The organism is Cellulomonas sp. P24 (assembly GCF_024704385.1).
Classification (GTDB): domain Bacteria; phylum Actinomycetota; class Actinomycetes; order Actinomycetales; family Cellulomonadaceae; genus JAJDFX01.
Map to the genome: position 1 here is coordinate 4,166,974 of NZ_JAJDFX010000002.1, position 17,393 is coordinate 4,184,366.

General features: G+C 68.1%; 15 protein-coding genes. All 15 read left to right on the forward strand.

The genetic code is table 11. From position 1 onward, the window contains the following. Window positions 1–76 precede the first annotated feature (76 nt). The 15 genes from LJB74_RS19405 to LJB74_RS19475 all read left to right on the forward strand — a co-directional run bounded on the left by LJB74_RS19405 (window position 77) and on the right by LJB74_RS19475 (window position 17,387). Window positions 77–436: a DUF948 domain-containing protein gene (locus tag LJB74_RS19405; protein ID WP_259310059.1), complete on the forward strand. Its 360-nt coding sequence runs from the start codon at window positions 77–79 to the stop codon at window positions 434–436. Then, window positions 433–690: a hypothetical protein gene (locus LJB74_RS19410; protein WP_259310060.1), complete on the forward strand. Its 258-nt coding sequence runs from the start codon at window positions 433–435 to the stop codon at window positions 688–690. Before LJB74_RS19405 ends, LJB74_RS19410 begins: the two co-directional genes overlap by 4 nt. A 190-nt stretch (window positions 691–880) precedes the next feature. Continuing rightward, on the forward strand, window positions 881–3,565 hold the full coding sequence (gene alaS / locus LJB74_RS19415) for an alanine--tRNA ligase (protein ID WP_259310061.1): 2,685 nt from the start codon (window positions 881–883) through the stop codon (window positions 3,563–3,565). 19 nt (window positions 3,566–3,584) lie between these two features. Beyond that, a complete protein-coding gene (gene ruvX / locus LJB74_RS19420) occupies window positions 3,585–4,181 on the forward strand; it encodes a Holliday junction resolvase RuvX (RefSeq protein WP_259310062.1) in 597 nt (198 codons plus the stop codon). Beyond that, on the forward strand, window positions 4,178–5,323 hold the full coding sequence (mltG, locus tag LJB74_RS19425) for an endolytic transglycosylase MltG (RefSeq protein ID WP_259310063.1): 1,146 nt from the start codon (window positions 4,178–4,180) through the stop codon (window positions 5,321–5,323). Before ruvX ends, mltG begins: the two co-directional genes overlap by 4 nt. Beyond that, window positions 5,302–6,309 (forward strand): shikimate dehydrogenase, encoded by a 1,008-nt coding sequence (locus LJB74_RS19430; protein WP_259310064.1) that lies wholly within the window; start codon window positions 5,302–5,304, stop codon window positions 6,307–6,309. The genes mltG and LJB74_RS19430 overlap by 22 nt, the downstream gene beginning before the upstream one ends. Before the next feature lie 124 nt (window positions 6,310–6,433). Further along, a complete protein-coding gene (locus tag LJB74_RS19435; RefSeq protein WP_259310065.1) occupies window positions 6,434–8,104 on the forward strand; it encodes a GspE/PulE family protein in 1,671 nt (556 codons plus the stop codon). A gap of 317 nt (window positions 8,105–8,421) precedes the next feature. Next, a complete protein-coding gene (locus LJB74_RS19440; protein ID WP_396125241.1) occupies window positions 8,422–9,555 on the forward strand; it encodes a type IV pilus twitching motility protein PilT in 1,134 nt (377 codons plus the stop codon). Continuing rightward, window positions 9,555–10,784 carry a type II secretion system F family protein gene (locus tag LJB74_RS19445; protein ID WP_259310067.1) on the forward strand — a complete coding sequence of 410 codons (1,230 nt, stop codon included), beginning with the start codon at window positions 9,555–9,557 and terminating at the stop codon, window positions 10,782–10,784. Before LJB74_RS19440 ends, LJB74_RS19445 begins: the two co-directional genes overlap by 1 nt. 65 nt (window positions 10,785–10,849) lie before the next feature. After that, window positions 10,850–11,287 carry a prepilin-type N-terminal cleavage/methylation domain-containing protein gene (locus LJB74_RS20715; protein ID WP_310650876.1) on the forward strand — a complete coding sequence of 146 codons (438 nt, stop codon included), beginning with the start codon at window positions 10,850–10,852 and terminating at the stop codon, window positions 11,285–11,287. A gap of 216 nt (window positions 11,288–11,503) precedes the next feature. After that, window positions 11,504–11,947 (forward strand): prepilin-type N-terminal cleavage/methylation domain-containing protein, encoded by a 444-nt coding sequence (locus LJB74_RS20720; RefSeq protein ID WP_310650877.1) that lies wholly within the window; start codon window positions 11,504–11,506, stop codon window positions 11,945–11,947. 193 nt (window positions 11,948–12,140) lie between these two features. Further along, window positions 12,141–13,949, forward strand: coding sequence for a hypothetical protein (locus LJB74_RS19460; RefSeq protein WP_259310068.1), 1,809 nt, complete (start codon window positions 12,141–12,143; stop codon window positions 13,947–13,949). Further along, a complete protein-coding gene (locus LJB74_RS19465) occupies window positions 13,949–14,713 on the forward strand; it encodes a type II secretion system protein J (RefSeq protein ID WP_259310424.1) in 765 nt (254 codons plus the stop codon). Before LJB74_RS19460 ends, LJB74_RS19465 begins: the two co-directional genes overlap by 1 nt. Continuing rightward, the gene (locus LJB74_RS19470; RefSeq protein WP_259310069.1) at window positions 14,710–16,599 is read left to right on the forward strand and encodes a hypothetical protein; all 1,890 of its coding nucleotides are present in this window, start codon (window positions 14,710–14,712) and stop codon (window positions 16,597–16,599) included. Before LJB74_RS19465 ends, LJB74_RS19470 begins: the two co-directional genes overlap by 4 nt. Next, window positions 16,596–17,387, forward strand: a complete 792-nt coding sequence (locus LJB74_RS19475) for an A24 family peptidase (RefSeq protein ID WP_259310070.1) — start codon at window positions 16,596–16,598, stop codon at window positions 17,385–17,387. The genes LJB74_RS19470 and LJB74_RS19475 overlap by 4 nt, the downstream gene beginning before the upstream one ends. Window positions 17,388–17,393: the final 6 nt, after the last annotated feature.

A 17,393-nucleotide genomic window follows, 5' to 3' on the forward strand; every position in this document is an offset into this window, starting at 1 on the left:
GGGTAAGGTTCGCTGCAGGGCTGCATCCGGGTGCAGCCCGACCGCACAGCACCGTCCGCACGGGGAGAGGAGCGCCATGTCGCTCGGGGATGTCGCAGGACTCATCAGCGCGCTCGCCTTCGTCGCGCTCGTGATCCTGCTTGCGCGACCGCTGCTGCGGCTCGGCGGGGTGTTCGACGAGACCCGCGAGTCGGTGCGCCAGCTCACGGAGCACACGGTCCCCGTGCTCGACGAGACCGCCGCCACGGTCGCCTCCGCCAACGCCCAGCTCGCACGGGTGGACACGATCACGTCGTCGGTCGCCGACGTCACGCAGAACGTGTCCGCCCTCACCTCGTTGTTCGCGGCGACCGTCGGTTCGCCGTTGATCAAGGTGGCGGCCTTCTCCTACGGCGCCAGGCGTGCGCTGGCGGGGATCTTCCGGAGCCGACGGTGACGGGCAGTCGACCTGAGCATCGCCCGTGGTACACGTTCGTGCCGGGTCTGGCCCACGTGCGGTCCGACTTCCTCGAGGCGTACCACGAGCGGGAGGACCTGCTCCGTCGTGAGCTCGTCGGGGACGTGGACGTGGCCGAGCTGAGGGCCGACAGGGCCGCTCGAGCGGCGCGCGGTCCACGGTCGACCTCTCCCGGCCGTGAGTCGACGGCCGACCGGGACGACGACGGAGAGCTCCCGTACTCCTTCTACTGACCAGGGGGTTCGTGTCCCCCGGAACACGTCGCCCGGTCGGCGTCGTTGTTCTGACCAGCACCACCCGAGCACAGAGCTGCGGTTCCGCACGGGCCGCATCGTGGAACTGATCGCCCCGAGGGCGTGCGCCACGGCCCAGCACTGTGCCGGACCCGTTCCCCATCACCGAGACAGGACTCCCGAGGACGACATGCGCACCGCCGAGATCCGCCAGCGTTGGCTCGACTTCTTCTCCGCACGAGGTCACGCCGTCGTCCCGTCTGCCTCCCTGATCTCTCAGGACCCGACGTTGCTGTTCACCGTGGCCGGGATGGTGCCGTTCATCCCGTACATGCTCGGTGAGCAGACCCCACCGTGGCAGCGTGCGACGAGCGTGCAGAAGTGCGTGCGGACGCTCGACATCGACGAGGTCGGCAAGACCACGCGCCACGGGACGTTCTTCCAGATGAACGGCAACTTCTCCTTCGGCGACTACTTCAAGGAGGGGGCGATCACCTACGCGTGGGAGCTGATCACCGGCTCCGTCGCGGAGGGTGGCTACGGTTTCGACCCGGAGACGATCTGGGTCACGGTGTACCACGACGACGACGAGGCCGCTCTGCTGTGGAAGCGGATCGCCGGTCTCCCCGACGAGCGGATCCAGCGTCGCGGGATGAAGGACAACTTCTGGTCCACCGGGCAGCCCGGCCCGGCCGGTCCGTGCTCGGAGATCTACGTCGACCGTGGGCCGGAGTTCGGCGCCGAAGGTGGTCCGGTCGTCGATGAGGACCGCTACCTGGAGATCTGGAACCTCGTCTTCATGCAGTACGAGCGCGGTGCCGGTGGCGGCAAGGAGAACTTCCCGCTCCTCGGCGAGCTCAAGCAGAAGAACATCGACACCGGCATGGGTCTCGAGCGCGTGGCGTACCTGCTCCAGGGCAAGGACAACATGTACGAGATCGACGAGGTCTTCCCGGTGATCGAGGCCGCGCAGGAGCTCTCGGGACGCCGCTACGGCGACGTGCACGAGGACGACGTACGGATGCGCGTCGTCGCCGACCACGTGCGGTCCTCGCTCATGCTGATCGGTGACGGGGTCACCCCGTCGAACGAGGGCCGCGGTTACGTGCTGCGGCGCCTGCTGCGACGCAGCGTGCGCGCGATGCGCCTGCTGGGCGTCGACGGTCTGGCTCTGCCGTCCCTGCTGCCGGTGAGCAAGGACGCGATGGCCCCGTCCTACCCGTACCTCGAAGCGGACTTCGAGCGGATCGCGCAGGTCGCCTATGCCGAGGAGGAGGCGTTCCGGCGCACGCTGGTCGCCGGGACGACGATCCTCGACACGGCGGTGCGCCAGGCGAAGGGCGCCGGGAACGGCACGACGCCGGTGATCTCCGGCGACCAGGCGTTCGCGCTGCACGACACGTACGGCTTCCCGATCGACCTCACCCTCGAGATGGCCGCCGAGCAGGGTGTCGAGGTCGACGAGACGGCGTTCCGCTCGCTCATGCAGGAGCAGCGGACCCGCGCCCGTGCCGATGCGCTCGCCAAGCGGGCCGGTCACGTCGACACCGGTGTCTACCAGCAGGTGCAGAGCGACCTCGGCGGGCCGGTGCAGTTCCTCGGCTACACCGAGCAGACCGCACGCGTGCAGGTGGCGGCGCTGCTGGTCGACGGCATCCCGCAGCCCGCCGCGACGGCGCCCGCGGACGTCGAGGTCATCCTGGACCGGACACCCTTCTACGCCGAGGCCGGCGGACAGCTCGCCGACCAGGGCACGATCGTCATGGAGAACGGCGCCACCGTCGAGGTCGACGACGTCCAGGCACCCACCAAGGGACTCTCGGTGCACCGGGGCCGTCTGGTGGACGGCACGGTGACGGTGGGCCAACCCGGCACCGCACGCATCGATGTCGAGCGCCGCAAGGCGATCAGTCGCGCGCACACGGCGACCCACATGGTGCACAAGGCGCTCCGCGAGTCCTTGGGCGAGACGGCGACCCAGGCCGGATCGGAGAACGCTCCGAGCCGGGTGCGGTTCGACTTCCGTCTCCCGTCCGCGATGCCGGGTGGTGCGCTGGCGGAGATCGAGGAGCGGGTCAACACGCAGCTCGCCGAGGACCTCGAGGTCACTGAGAAGATCATGCCCATCGATCAGGCCCGTGCGCTGGGTGCGATGGCACTGTTCGGTGAGAAGTACGGCAACGAGGTGCGGGTCGTCTCGATCGGAGGGGACTGGTCGCGCGAGCTGTGCGCGGGAACCCACGTCAAGCGCTCCGGCCAGCTCGGTCTGGTGACCCTGCTGGGGGAGTCCTCGATCGGGTCCGGCGTCCGGCGCGTCGACGCCCTCGTCGGCGAGGGTGCGTTCGGGTTCCAGGCCAAGGAGCACGCGCTGGTCGGCCAGCTGACGGGACTGCTCGGAGCCCGACCGGACGAGCTCCACGACCGCGTCAGCACCCTGGTGACGCGCCTCCGCGACGCGGAGAAGGAGCTCGCGGCCGTCCGGCAGGCACAGGTGCTCGCCATGGCCGGGACTCTCGCATCGACGGCCTCCGACGTGGCCGGGGTGCGCGTCGTGGCCCACGACGCGGGCGAGGTCGCCTCGGCCGACGACCTGCGTGCACTGGCGCTGGACGTCCGTGGACGCCTCGGCGACGCGACCCCCACCGTGGTCGCGGTCGGAGGCGTGTCGAAGGACCGACCGCTGGTCGTCGTGGTCACCAACGCGGGGGCGCGTGAGAAGGGCGTCCGCGCAGGTGCACTCGTGCGGACCGCTTCGACGGTCCTCGGTGGCGGTGGCGGCGGCAAGGACGACATGGCGCAGGGCGGTGGCACCCGGGCCGACCAGCTCGACGCCGCACTCGCGGCGATCGAGCGCCAGGTCGGCGACGCGGCGTGAGGTGACAGGACAACCTGAGGTGACGGAGGGACCCGACGGCACGGCTGCCGATCGTGCGACGGTGTCGCTGCCGCGTGGTGTGCGCCTCGGGGTGGACGTCGGGACGGTGCGCGTCGGTCTCGCGGTGAGCGATCCGGACGGGGTGATCGCGACCCCGGTCGAGACGCTCGCCCGGGGGAACGTCCGGGGCAGCGAGGAGGGCCCGCCGTCCGATCTCCGACGGATCGCCGCAGAGGTCGCCGAACGTTCGGCGGGAGTGGTGTACGTCGGGCTGCCACGGCATCTCTCGGGCGCCGAGGGCGCGGCCGCCGCCGCGGTGCGCGCGTACGCTGGTGACCTGGCCGAGGTGGTCGCTCCGGTTCCGGTGAGGCTCGTTGACGAGCGGATGAGCACCGTGACGGCCCACCAGGCGCTGCATGCGTCGGGCAGAGCCGGCCGCCGCCATCGCAGCGTCGTCGACCAGGTCGCTGCCGTCGTGATCCTGCAGTCCGCTCTCGAGGCGGAACGCGCCCGGGGGAGGCGTGCGGGGGAGCGGGTGGCGGTTCCGGGTCTCGACCCGGCGTCGGGTACGGTCGTGGACGATGTCGGGGGGCACGAGGAAGGACGGCGAGAATGAGTGACCTCTTTCTCGGTTCCCCCACCGGGACCGACGAGCAGCTCGACCTGCCCGGCTCCGAGCGATCGCGTCGTCGGCCCGACCGACGAGGTGGCCGTCGTCGCCACCGCCGCCGCAGTACTGTCGCGCTCGTCGTGGCGTTCGTGCTCGTCGCGACTGCCGGGTACTTCCTCATGGAGACGGTCTGGCCGTCGCTGGTCGGCAGCACGTCGGCCTCGGTCAGCGACTACCCCGGACCCGGGCACGGGTCGGTGCAGATCGTCGTGAAGCCCGGGGACACCGGCGCGGCCATCGCCGCGACCCTCGTCGAGAACGGGGTCGTCGCGACCCGCTCGGCCTTCACGGACGCGTTCAAGGCCAACCCGAAGGCCGGGTCGATCCAGCCGGGCACGTACACCCTCATGCTCGAGATGAAGGCGCAGGAGGCCGTCTCGAGCCTGCTCGACCCCGCCAGCCGGGTCTCGTACAAGGTGACGATCCCCGAGGGGCTCACCGCGGCGCAGATCTACGACCGGATCTCCTCCGTCACGACCGTGCCCGTCGCGACGATCGCGGCGGCAGCGGCCGACCCGGCGAGCATCGGACTGCCGGCCGAGGCGGGCGGGCACGTCGAAGGCTGGCTGTACCCGGCGACCTACGAGTTCGAGCCGGGCGCGACCGCCGCGCAGATGCTCGGCACCATGGTGAAGAAGACCATCTCGGTGCTCGACGGTCTGGGCGTCGCCGCGGATCAGCGCGAGTCGGTGCTGACCGTCGCGTCGATCGCCGAGAAGGAGGTCAAGTTCCCGGACCAGTACGCGAAGGTCACGCGGGTGATCGACAACAGGATCGCTCGGCAGATCCCGCTCGGGATGGACACGATCAACGCCTACGGACTGAACAAGGCGGCGATCGACCTGACGGCGTCCGACCTCAAGGCGGACAACCCGTACAACTCGCGCCTGCACCTCGGTCTCCCGCCCACGCCGATCTCCAACCCGGGCCAGGCGACGATCGAGGCAGCCCTCAACCCGACGCCAGGCGACTGGATCTACTTCGTCACCGTCAACCTCGACACCGGGGAGACGATCTTCACCAACAACTATGACGAGTTCCTCGCCGGGTCGGCGCAGTACCAGCAGTGGCTGAAGTCGAAGGGCTGAGTGTGCGGCGGGCGGCCGTGCTCGGTCACCCGATCGCGCACTCGCTGTCACCGGTGCTGCACAGCGCCGCCTACCGGGCGCTCGGCCTGGACGCCTGGCAGTACGGGCTCCTGGACGTCCAGGAGTCGGAGCTTCCCGGGGTCATCGCGTCGCTGGACCACACCTGGGCCGGGCTGAGCCTGACGATGCCCCTCAAGCAGGCCGTCCTGCCGCTGCTCGACCACGTGGAGCCTCTCGCCGAGGTCGTGGGTGCGGTGAACACGGTGCTGGTCCAGGGGCGGCCGGCACGGCTGGGTGAGCCGGCGCCGACCGCGCGTCCGGCACTCGTGGGCGCGAACACCGACGTCTACGGCATCGTTGCCGCCGTGCAGGAGGCGGTCGGCGCGGTCGGCCGATCCTTGCCGGCGCACCCGCGAGCCGTCGTCCTCGGTGCCGGTGCGACAGCAGCGTCGGCGCTCGCCGCGCTGGGACAGCTGGGGTGCACGACCCCGACGGTGCACCTGCGGTCCGTCGGCCGTAGCGGAGCTCTGCTGCGGGCCGCACACCGCATGGGGGTCGAGCCGACCTACCTCGCCCTCGACGAGGCGGTCGCGAGCATGGTGCGTGCCGACGTCGTCATCTCGACGCTTCCGGCGCACGCGGCGGACGGCCTCGCCGCGACGCTCGCGGCGCTGCTCGGTGGTCCCGACGCCGAGGTGGTCGCGATCCCCGGTGGGGAGGACCCGGGCTCCACGAGCGACTGGACGGCCACGAGCCCGAGAGTGCTCCTGGACGTCGTGTACGACCCGCGTCCGACGGCACTCTCGACGGCCTGGGCGCACGCCGGAGGGGTCGTGGCACACGGGGAGCGGATGCTCTTGCACCAGGCGGCCGAGCAGGTCAGGCTCATGACGGGTCGACCCGCCCCGCTCGCCGCGATGGATACGGCCCTCGCGGCGGCGCTCGACCGTGGCGAGGGCGCGCCCGAGCAGGAATCCGGTCGCTGACATCTCAGGTGCGCGGGTGCGTCTGCCGATGAAGGTGGAGACGGTAGGTGTCGATCGCCGTGCGCGGGAACGTCGCCGCTCCTGAGGGGCGACGCGCGCAGCATCCATGACGAGGAGCGGGCCTGTGAAGCAGCTGGGAGAGATCCTTCTCGACGAAGGTCTCGTCACTGAGGGACAGCTCATGGCGGCGATCGACGAGCAGCTTGCGCGGGGACAGTCCCTGGGGCGCACGCTCGTCGAGAACGGCGTCCTCACGGAGGCGCAGCTGGTCGCCGCGCTGGCCCGCCAGGTCGGGATGGACTTCATCGACCTCGACGACTACGCGGTCGACCGTCATGCGGTCTCGCTGGTGCCCGCCGCGCTGTGCCGGCGGTACGTGGTGCTGCCGATCGGGATCGAGAACGGTGTCCTGATCCTGGCGACGGCGGACCCCGGCAACGTGGTGGCGGTGGACGACGTCCGCACGATGTCCGGGCGCCAGGTGCGTCCCGTCGTGACGACCTACGACCACCTCATGCGGGCGATCGACCGCTTCTGTCGCGCAGACGGGGAGATGGAGGACCTGTCGTCGGCGTTCGAGGAGTCCTCGGAGCAGGAGGACGACCTCTCGCGGGTCGGTGACTTCGTCGACGACGACGCGCCGATCGTGCGATTCGTCAACCTTCTGGTGACGCAGGCGATCACCGACCGTGCGTCGGACATCCACATCGAGCCGGCGGAGAAGGACCTGCGCGTCAGGTATCGCATCGATGGGGTGCTGCACGAGACCCAGCGTGCGCCGAAGCAGATCCAAGGTGGTGTGATCTCGCGCGTGAAGATCATGAGCGACATCGACATCGCCGAACGGCGCAAGCCGCAGGACGGGCGCATGTCCGTGACCCACCACGGACGCAAGATCGATCTTCGTGTCGCGACGCTGCCGACGGTGTGGGGCGAGAAGATCGTCATGAGAATCCTCGACAACTCCACGGCGAGCCTCGATCTGCGGGACCTGTCGTTCCTGGACGAGAACTACGAGACGTACCGCGACTCGTACATGAAGCCGTACGGCATGATCCTCGTCACCGGCCCGACCGGCTCCGGCAAGTCGACGACGCTGTATGCGACGCTCAATGCCGTCTCGCGACCGGAGATCAACGTCATCACGGTCGAGGACCCGGTCGAGTACCGGCTCGCGGGCATCAACCAGGTGCAGGTGAACCCGAAGGCGGGGTTGACCTTCGCCGGCGCTCTGCGGTCGATCCTTCGCTCTGACCCCGACGTGGTGCTGCTCGGCGAGATCCGCGACCACGAGACGGCACAGATCGCCATCGAAGCCGCCCTCACCGGGCACCTCGTCCTGTCCACCCTGCACACCAACGACGCCCCGAGCGCGATCACGCGTCTGATCGAGATGGGGATCGAGCCGTTCCTCGTCGGATCGGCACTCGACGCGGTCGTCGCCCAGCGGCTGGCGCGCAAGCTCTGCGACAAGTGCAAGGAGCCCTACGAGCCGAGCGACGTCGAGCTGCTCGGGGCCCGCTTCCCGTGGCTCGAGGGCGAGGAGGTCCCCGTCCTGTATCGAGCGGTCGGCTGCGCCGCGTGCTCCAAGACCGGGTACCACGGCCGTATCGCGCTTCACGAGGTCATGCGGGTCACGGAGGACATCGAGCGGCATGCTGTCGCCAACTCCTCTGCAGCCGACATCGGCAAGACCGCGAGATCACAGGGAATGATCCCGCTGCGGGACGACGGCTGGCGCAAGGTCGCACTCGGGCTGACGTCGATCGAGGAGATCCTGCGCGTCGTGGTGTAGCGCCGCGACGAGTCGCGGTCGCTGCTCAAGGGCGGCGGTTCGCAGGCCGATAGGACCAGATGAGGGCTGCGCCTGGTGCGTCGCTCGACCCAGAACGTGGAGGCGATCCGATGAGCGAGGCGTATCCGATCGGTGGCGAACCGATGCGGCCGTTGCCGCCGTACCGGCCGGCCGGACCGCAGACCGACCCCGCACAACCCGTGGGCAACGGCAGGCAGCCGTACACACCTGCCCCACCGGCGGGCTCGGTGCCCACTGGCCCTGCGCGGCGCGATCGGGCGCGGGTGGGGATGGCGCAGGAGTCACAGCCTGACGACATCGACCTCGACGCCACGCTGCGACGGATGCTCGCGATGGGCGCGTCCGACCTGCACCTCACCTCGGGAGCCGCGCCGACCGTCCGGATCGACGGCGCTCTTCGCCCGCTGGACGACTATCCGTCGCTGTCCGCCGACAGCATCAAGCGCAGTCTCTTCGCGGTGCTTTCTCAGAAGCAGCGCGAGGCGTTCGAGGCGAACCTCGAGCTCGACTTCTCGTACTCGGTGCGTGGCGCGGCCCGGTTCCGCGTCAATCTCTACCAGCAGCGCGATGCCGTCGGTGCCGCGATGCGGGTGATCCCCTACGACATCAAGTCGCTCGAGGAGCTCGGGGTCCCTGGCGTCGTGGCGAGCTTCGCCGGGCTCCCACGTGGCCTGGTCCTCGTGACCGGCCCGACCGGCTCGGGCAAGTCCACGACGCTCGCGTCCGTGATCGACCTCGCCAACCGGACGAGACCCGATCACATCATGACGATCGAGGACCCGATCGAGTTCCTGCACCGCCACAAGCGAGCGCTGGTCAACCAGCGTGAGGTCGGGACGGACACCCACTCCTTCGCCTCGGCGATGAAGCACGTGCTCCGGCAGGACCCGGACATCATCCTGGTCGGCGAGATGCGTGACCTCGAGACGATCTCCGTCGCCCTGACCGCCGCCGAGACCGGCCACCTGGTGTTCGCGACGTTGCACACGCAAGATGCAGCCCAGACGATCGACCGCATCGTCGATGTGTTCCCGGCGCATCAGCAGAACCAGGTACGCAGCCAGCTTGCCAGTGCGCTGCAGGGCGTGGTCTGCCAGACCCTGTGCAAGAGGTCGTCCGGGAAGGGACGTGTGGTGGCTACCGAGGTCCTCGTCGCTACGCCGGCGGTGCGCAACCTGATCCGCGAGGGCAAGACCCACCAGATCTACTCGACCATGCAGGCGGGGGCCCAGCTGGGTATGCACACGCTCGACCAGCACCTGGCGGACCTGGTGCGCATGAGCAAGATCAGCTACGAGGTCGGCCTCGAGAAGTGCCTGCACGTCGAGGACTACAACAGGCTCACGGGTCGCACCACGCGGATGAACCAAGGCGCCGCAGCGCTGAACTCGGTCGGCAACGCGAGCGCCACCGCGGGTGGGGCAATCTGATGGCCACGACGGCGAGAACCTACGAGTACGTCGTCCGGGATCACACCGGCAAGACGGTCAAGGCACGCATCGAGGCCCAGAACCAGGCTGCGGTGGCCAACCGTCTCAAGACGATGGGCATCGCACCGCTGTCGATCTCCGAGGTGCAGAACACGGGGCTCCATCGGGAGATCTCGATCGCCGGATTCGGCGCCTCGGTCAAGACCAAGGACCTCGCGATCATGGCGCGCCAGCTCGCGACGATGATCTCCGCGGGGCTGAGCATCTTGCGTGCGCTGACGATCCTGGCAGAGCAGACAGAGAACCAGGCGCTGGCGAAGATCCTCGCGCAGGTGCGGGGTGACGTCGAGACCGGTATCGCGCTCTCCGACGCGATGGGTCGGCACAAAGAGGTCTTCCCGCCGATCATGCTCAACATGATCAAGGCCGGTGAGGTCGGCGGCTTCCTCGAAGGTGTCCTCATCTCGTTGGCCGACAACTTCGAGGCCGAGGTTCGGCTTCGCTCGAAGATCAAGTCGGCCATGACGTATCCGGTCGTGGTGTTCATCATTGCGATCATCGCGGTGATCGGGATGCTGCTGTTCATCGTCCCGATCTTCGCGGGGATGTTCGCCAATCTCGGTGGACAGCTGCCGGCGCCGACTCGGTTCCTCGTGTTTCTCTCCACGGTCATGAAGTGGATCGCTATTCCGCTCCTCGTGGTGGTGATCGGCGGCACGTTCTGGTGGGGCCGGCACAAGAACGACCTTGCGGTACGGGAGCGGATCGACCCCATGCGGCTGAAGCTTCCCATCTTCGGCACGCTGTTCCAGAAGGTTGCGATCGCGCGATTCACCCGGAACTTCGGCACCATGCTGCGTTCCGGCGTGCCGATCCTTCAGGCCCTGGACATCGTCGGAGACACCAGCGGAAACGTGGTCGTGACCCACGCCGTGAAGGACGTCGAGGATGCTGTTCGGACGGGGCAGTCGCTCACCGGGCCCCTCGCGCGTCACAAGGTCTTCCCGTCGATGGTCGTGCAGATGATGGCCGTCGGTGAGGACACCGGGGCGCTCGACGAGATGCTCGACAAGATCGCCGAGTTCTACGACCAGGAGGTCGAGGCGACGACGGAGCAGCTGACGTCGCTCATCGAGCCGCTCATGATCGTCGTCCTCGGATCGATCATCGGCGGCATGATCGTCGCCCTGTACATGCCGATCTTCAGCATCTTCGACCTGATCAAGTAGCCCCCGTCGTCTCCGCGCACCGACGGCTCGACACCTGTCGACATGACCGAAAGGAGGAGCGTCCGATGATTGCTCGTCTGCGCACGTTCAACGAAGAGAGAGACATGGGCTTCACGCTCATCGAGCTCCTCGTCGTCATGATCATCATCGGTGTCCTCGCCGCGATCGCCATCCCGGCCTTCGTGAACCAGCGTGCCAAGGCGCACGACACCGCGACCAAGGCCGACCTTGCCACGCTGGGGAAGGAGGTCGCCTCGTACCACGTCGATGGCACCGGCACGCTCACCCTCACGGTGACGAAGGGGGTGAAGGCTGTCCTTGCGGATGATGGCGCCTTCACGACCGACGTCAGGCTGAGCACGGGTACGGACGGGGGTGCTCCCGCCGCGAAGAACCTCAGCGATGCCACGTCGTGGTGCGTCGCGTTGACGAACGTGGAAGGCCTCGACAAGACCTTCCACTACTCGGCTGCAAATGGCTTGGAGAAGGGCGCGTGCGCGTGATCTCACCGCTGAACGGTCGAGGGTGGCGGCGCGATCTCCTGACCCGGACCTGCGCGCCGGAGCCCGTCCGGGTGAAGATTCCGAACTCGCCGGACTCGCGCCTCAAGTTCTGTGCGACTCGGCCGATAGCACCTGTGTAGTAGTCGGGCCGGTTTGCGCCGGTCATTGAAGTCGAAGATTCAACCATCGTCCGCACGACCCGAAGGGGAGCATCTCATGATTGCTCGTTTCCGCAAGTCCATCGACGAGAAGGACAAGGGCTTCACGCTCATCGAGCTCCTCGTCGTCATGATCATCATCGGCATCCTTGCCGCGATCGCCATCCCGGTCTTCCTGAACCAGCGCGCGAAGGCGCGCGACACGTCCACCAAGGCCGACGTGTCCACCGTCGGCAAGGAGATCGCGACGTACTTCGTCGACGGCACGGGCACCCTGACGGTCACCAATGGGTCGGCCGGCTACGTTCTCGTCAAGGACGGGGCTGGCTACACGGCCAACATCAAGATCAGCGACGGCACGGCGATCCCGGTTTCGCCGGACGTCCCCTCGGCCAACCTCGGCTCGTCGACCGGCTGGTGCGTCGCTCTCACGAACCCGGACGGCGTCCAGAAGATCTACCACTACTCCGCAGCAGACGGCCTCAAGGCTGGCGGCTGCTGAGTAGTAGTCGCCTGCACTCCACAGCGACGCCGTGGGGTGACACCGGTGGGGCGGAAGGGAGCAGTCTCCTCCGCCCCACCGGCACAGCACGTGAGGCAAGATGCGGTCCGGACCACATAGCGGCGGGTGGGTGAGCATGAACGAGCGGAGCGGGTCGCGGCGCTCTCGGCCACGTGCGGGCGACGACCGTGGCATGAGCCTCATCGAGGTCGTCGTCGCCGCGGTCCTTCTGGGAATCCTCTCGTCCGCGGTGCTCGCGATCATCCTGCAGACCCAGACGGCCGGAGTCTCGAACCGTGCGCGGATCGCCGCCGCGAGCCTCGCTGCGCGTGAGATCGACATGGTGCGTGACCAGTTCACCCGCACCGACACCGCGCCGATCGCCATCGCCGACGCCGGTACCGTGACGAATCCGGACCCACGCGCCGGACAGACCGCCGGAGACCCGTTCGTGATCGACGGCACCTCCTACACGGTGGTGCGATCGGTGCACTGGAACATCACCGGAGACGGGGCCTCGGCCTGCACCGGTGGATCGCTCGTGGTCTATCCGACTCTTGGCGTCACGGTGATCGTGACGTGGCCGAACATGGGATCGGTCCACCCGGTGGTCTCAACCGCCTCCTTCGCGCCCGCGAAGGGCAACGGGATCCCCGGCACGGCGTCGTTCGTGGCCGTGTCGGTCGTTGACGACAAAGGGAACCCGAATGTCGGACGTACGGTGACGGTGACCGGAGGCACGGAGACCAAGACCGGGCTCACGGACGCCTCAGGATGCGCCGTGATCCAGGTCAGCCCCGCTGCTGGTCTCGGCACGAGCTACACGGCGCAAGTGAGCGATCCCGGCTACGTCAACATTTCGGGGGACACCGCACCGAGCCTTCCGGTTGGCACCGTGACGCAGGGCCAGCTGAACAACAACGTGAAGTTCGCCTATGCGAAGGCCGCGCACCTCGTGCTCCGGCTGGTCGACGGCGCAGGCAATCCTCTCCCCGCCGGGCCGTTGGGAACCGGGGCCGGTACCGTCACGGTGGTCGCCTCCGAGTCGTCGACGGCGAGCAGCTCGTTCAGCGTTCCGGTCAGCGGCGTGCCGATCCCGACGATCGACAACCTGTGGCCGACGCAGTACGGCGCGTACTTCGGGACGACGGCACCGGCAGCGGGGTACACCTCGATCAGCATCGGTGCAGGAGAGACCGGCACTCTTGACGTGCCACTCGAGATGGCGACGGGCTCGCTCTCCGGCGTGCCCGCCGGGACGACGTCGGTGAAGGCCATTCCGGTCGGCGCATCGGGGGACTGCTCCGCGACCGGCGCGATCACGGTCGATCCGTCGGCGCTGTCTCTGCTCCCGGGCGACTGGTCGTTCTTCGCCACGGGGCCGACCTTCACCTGCTCAGCAGGCCCGTCAGCATCTCTTCAGCCAGGGGCGAACGCGCCGGTGGTCTGGGGCGCCACGACACTCCAGGTGAATGACGCCCCCGCCGGGAAGCTGTGGGCGGTTGACGCGTCGAAGGTGTCGGGGACGCTGACGACCTGTCCCGGCTCGACCTATGCCGGGGTTGCCCTGAGCATCGATGGAGCGCTCGGCGCACCTCTGTCCATCCCCGCTGGTGACTGGTACGTGTACGTGACGTCCGGCGCGGCCGACGGGCCCTGCGTGGGGATCCCTGCGGGGAACTACCCCAAGGCGGTCGCGTACGACGGGGCCAGCACCATCATCTGGAGCTACCCGGTCCCAGACGCGCGAGTCTCGGTGACGGCCGGCAACTACGTCAGTCTTGTCGCGTCTCCGTCGAGCTCGACCTGCCGCCCGACTGGTGCGGTGTATCTGAACGGGTGGCAGAGCCCCTACACAGCGACCTTGCCCGCAGGCACCTGGTACATCTGGTCCACCAGCTGGCGGGGCTGCGGGTCTCTGGGGGGCACGGTGATCGTGGGTGGGGCGACCTCGTACTCGCTGACCTTCAGCTCCTCGCATCCGCCGGTGGTGGGACCGTGATGCGGCGCCTGCTGGGCCGGCCCGGTGCCGACGAGCGTGGAACCACGTTGTCCGAGCTCGTCGTCGTCATGCTCATCCTCGGAATCGTCACGGCGGCGACGGCGGCACTGACGATCGGGTTCCAGCGGACCAACGCCCAGAACATCACCCGCCAGGACCAGATCGACGTGGCGCGGACGGCGGTGGAGCGGATGAGCAAGACGATCCGGACGGCGGTCAAGCCCAGCCAGCTGCTGGCCAACTGCTCGGGCGGATGCTCGATCGATGCATTCGTGAGGGCAGAGGCCTTCTCGGTGCAGTTCTATGCGAACCTCGACAACCCGGGTAACTCGGTCGGGCCCAGCCGGATCGTCTACTCGGTTGCGGCAACCGGACCCGACGCGGGTGTGCTCATCGAGAAGGTGCAGCGACCCGACACCAACCCGCCCGTCACCTCCGCGGGATATACCTACTGCGATGCCGAGGCTGCCGGTGCCACGACGGAGTGCCAGAGCCGCCTGACCGTTCAGAGGCTCGCCGTCGGAGTGGTCACCTCCGCCGCGAGCCCGCTGTTCTCCTACTACGACTCGAACGGCTCAGTCATGACGCCTGTCAGCGGAGGAAGCCTGACCGCTTCCCAGCTGGAGAAGGTGCTGTCGATCGAGATCGACGTGAATGTCGAGACACCGAATGCCACACGTGCCGCACCGACGCAGTACATCCAGCGTGTGACGCTGCCCAACTCGCAAGCAGTGCTCCGATCAGGACAGGATCCGACGCCATGACCTCGTGGAGGAAGTCGCCGCGGGCCGCGAGCCCTCGTGGGTTGTTCATGTCCCGGCTCGGCCGTCCTGCGGGAGCTGACGACGGCGTGGCACTGGTCGTGGTGGTCGGTTCGATGCTCGTGCTGGCGATGCTGGCGATGACGGCGCTCGCCTACACGTTGAGCAGCCAGAAGTTCGCCCGACACGACCAGGACTACCTTGCGGCGATGACCGCAGCGCAGTCCGGTGTCGAGGACGTGATCAGCCGGCTCAATCGCGACGACACCTTCGGCACCGTCCTCGACTGCAGCGACACAGCCTGGAAAGGCCCGACCACAGAGACGAACACGTGCGGATGGACCACGAGTACCGCTCCAGGCTGGCTTCCGGTCAAGCCGGGGGAGACGGATCCCGCGGCGGCATGGTTCCACTACTCGATCGATGCGTCGACGGCCGGGACGCAAGGAACGATCACGGTGACCTCGACCGGACGGGTGAACGGGGTCTACCGCACCGTGCAGACGGCGGTCGGCAAGGGGGGCTCGACGGACTACGTCTACTACACCAACTTCGAAGATGCCGACCCGTCGAACGTCCAGGCGTACCCGCCGGACGGGGCGACCACGGCGGTGTGCGGAGGGGGTACCTCTCCCGCCCCGAAGTACTGGTACCAGGGGCGGAGCGGCTGCCAAGAGATCACCTTCATCTCGGGTGATGAGCTCGATGGCGCAGTGTTCACGAACGACTCGATCCTGAGTAGCGGGGCGAGCTTCCTCAAGGGGGTCGAGTCGGCCAACCCGGGCTGCTCGAGCGTCAATCCAGCAGACCCCACGACGTGGAACAGCTGCTTGCGGCCTGGGAGCACGGCGAACTTCAACGGGATCGCGCCGAAGCTCGCGGACCCCAAGTACCTCGACGACAACTCGGCTGCTTTCGCCACGAACCCCGGGTGCCACTACTACGGATCGACGCGCGTCATCTTCTCGTCGAACGGCAAGATGACGGTCTGGAACAAGACGTCGAACAACGATGGCAGGCTGCCGACGTCGATCGCGCCGCCCGGGGGGACGGCGCCGAACTGCGGGACCAGCCTCAGCGACCTCGACAACGGTGTCACACTCGACGTGCCGGACAACATGGTGATCTACGTGGCACCGTCGACCGTGTCCAAGCGCCAGTGCTTCGGCGGGGAGATCGGCGGGCCGAGCGGTCGCGAGCTCCCTCTCGGGGACTACTCGTCTGCCGACCTCACTCCGACGAGCGGCACGAAGTACACCTTCGACACGAACATGACCGAGGTGGACAAGTTCTGTGGCGAGGGCAACCTCTATGTCGAAGGGACGCTCAAGGGGCGAGTGACGGTGTCGGCCGCGCAGTCGGTCATCGCCACCGGTGACATCGTGCTTGCCGGCGGGATGAACGGGTCCGACATGCTCGGCCTCGTCGCCACCAACTCGGTCGAGATCTTCCACCCGCGGCTGGAAGAGCTCACCTACACCTACAGCCACGGCGTCTACCGGTGGATCGTCAGTGCGGGTGAGTCAGAGGTGTCAGGGTGGCCCACTCGCTACACGGACCCGACGACGGGCACGAAGAACCCGAGCACGGGCATACAGATCGCCGGCTCGATCCAGACTCTCCAGCACTCGTTCCTCGTGCAGAAGTACAACGTCGGCGGAGATGCGGGCACCCTCCTGGTCAACGGATCGATCGCGCAGAAGTGGCGTGGCATCGTCGGCCAAGGCAGCGGGTGGTACCAGAACGGCTACACCAAGCTGTACCGCTACGACACCCGTCTCCAGTACTCGACGCCGCCGTACTTCCCGCGGTGGGCCAACTCGCAGTGGTCGCTGAGATACAGCGGTGAGATCACGACCCCTGGCGGCGTGCGAAACTCGTCGCCGTGACCTGGTACCTCCTGTCCGTTGCGGGGGCTTTCGGCCTCGTCATCGGATCCTTCGTCAACGTGGTCGTCTGGCGGGTGCCACGGGGCGAGTCGGTGGTGCGACCGCCGAGCGCGTGCCCGGTGTGCCACGCGTCGATCCGCGCGTGGGACAACGTGCCCGTGGTGTCGTGGGTGCTGCTGCGGGGCAGGTGCCGAGACTGCGGCACGCGGATCTCGCGGAGGTACCCGCTTGTCGAGGCGACCACAGGCGTGCTGTTCGTCCTGGTCGCGATTCGGTTCCTGGATGCGGGTGATCTGGCGTGGGCTGCTCCGGCTTACCTCTACCTTGCAGCAGTTGCCGTCGCCCTGGCGTTGATCGACATCGACACGCATCGACTCCCCAACGCGATCGTGCTGCCCTCGATCCCGGTGATGCTGCTGCTGCTCGGTGCCGCATCCGCAGTCACGGGAGACTGGTCCCGGCTCGGCACGTCGGTCCTCGGTGGCGTCGTGCTGTTCGCGCTCTATGCGGCCATGGTCGTGGCATATCCGCGAGGGATGGGCCTCGGTGACGTCAAGCTTGCCGCCGTGATCGGAGTGGCGCTCGGTTGGCTCGGATGGGGTCCGTTGGCGGTCGGAGCATTTGCGGCCTTCCTGCTCGGAGGCGGCTTCTCGGTCACCCTCCTCGCGCTTCGGCGCGCGAACCGCAAGACCGCGCTCCCATTCGGGCCGTGGATGCTGGCCGGCGCCGGGGTCGGCATCGCCGCGGGTGCGCCACTCTGGTCCGCGTATCTCGGCCTGTTCGCCTGACCGCTC

Coding starts and splice junctions, on each gene's coding strand:
- LJB74_RS19460 (WP_259310068.1), top strand. CDS start 12,141: ATGAGCCTCATCGAGGTCGTCGTCGCCGCGGTCCTTCTGGGAATCCTC.
- LJB74_RS20715 (WP_310650876.1), top strand. CDS start 10,850: ATGATTGCTCGTCTGCGCACGTTCAACGAAGAGAGAGACATGGGCTTC.
- LJB74_RS19470 (WP_259310069.1), top strand. CDS start 14,710: ATGACCTCGTGGAGGAAGTCGCCGCGGGCCGCGAGCCCTCGTGGGTTG.
- alaS (WP_259310061.1), top strand. CDS start 881: ATGCGCACCGCCGAGATCCGCCAGCGTTGGCTCGACTTCTTCTCCGCA.
- mltG (WP_259310063.1), top strand. CDS start 4,178: ATGAGTGACCTCTTTCTCGGTTCCCCCACCGGGACCGACGAGCAGCTC.
- LJB74_RS19465 (WP_259310424.1), top strand. CDS start 13,949: ATGCGGCGCCTGCTGGGCCGGCCCGGTGCCGACGAGCGTGGAACCACG.
- LJB74_RS19445 (WP_259310067.1), top strand. CDS start 9,555: ATGGCCACGACGGCGAGAACCTACGAGTACGTCGTCCGGGATCACACC.
- LJB74_RS19405 (WP_259310059.1), top strand. CDS start 77: ATGTCGCTCGGGGATGTCGCAGGACTCATCAGCGCGCTCGCCTTCGTC.
- LJB74_RS20720 (WP_310650877.1), top strand. CDS start 11,504: ATGATTGCTCGTTTCCGCAAGTCCATCGACGAGAAGGACAAGGGCTTC.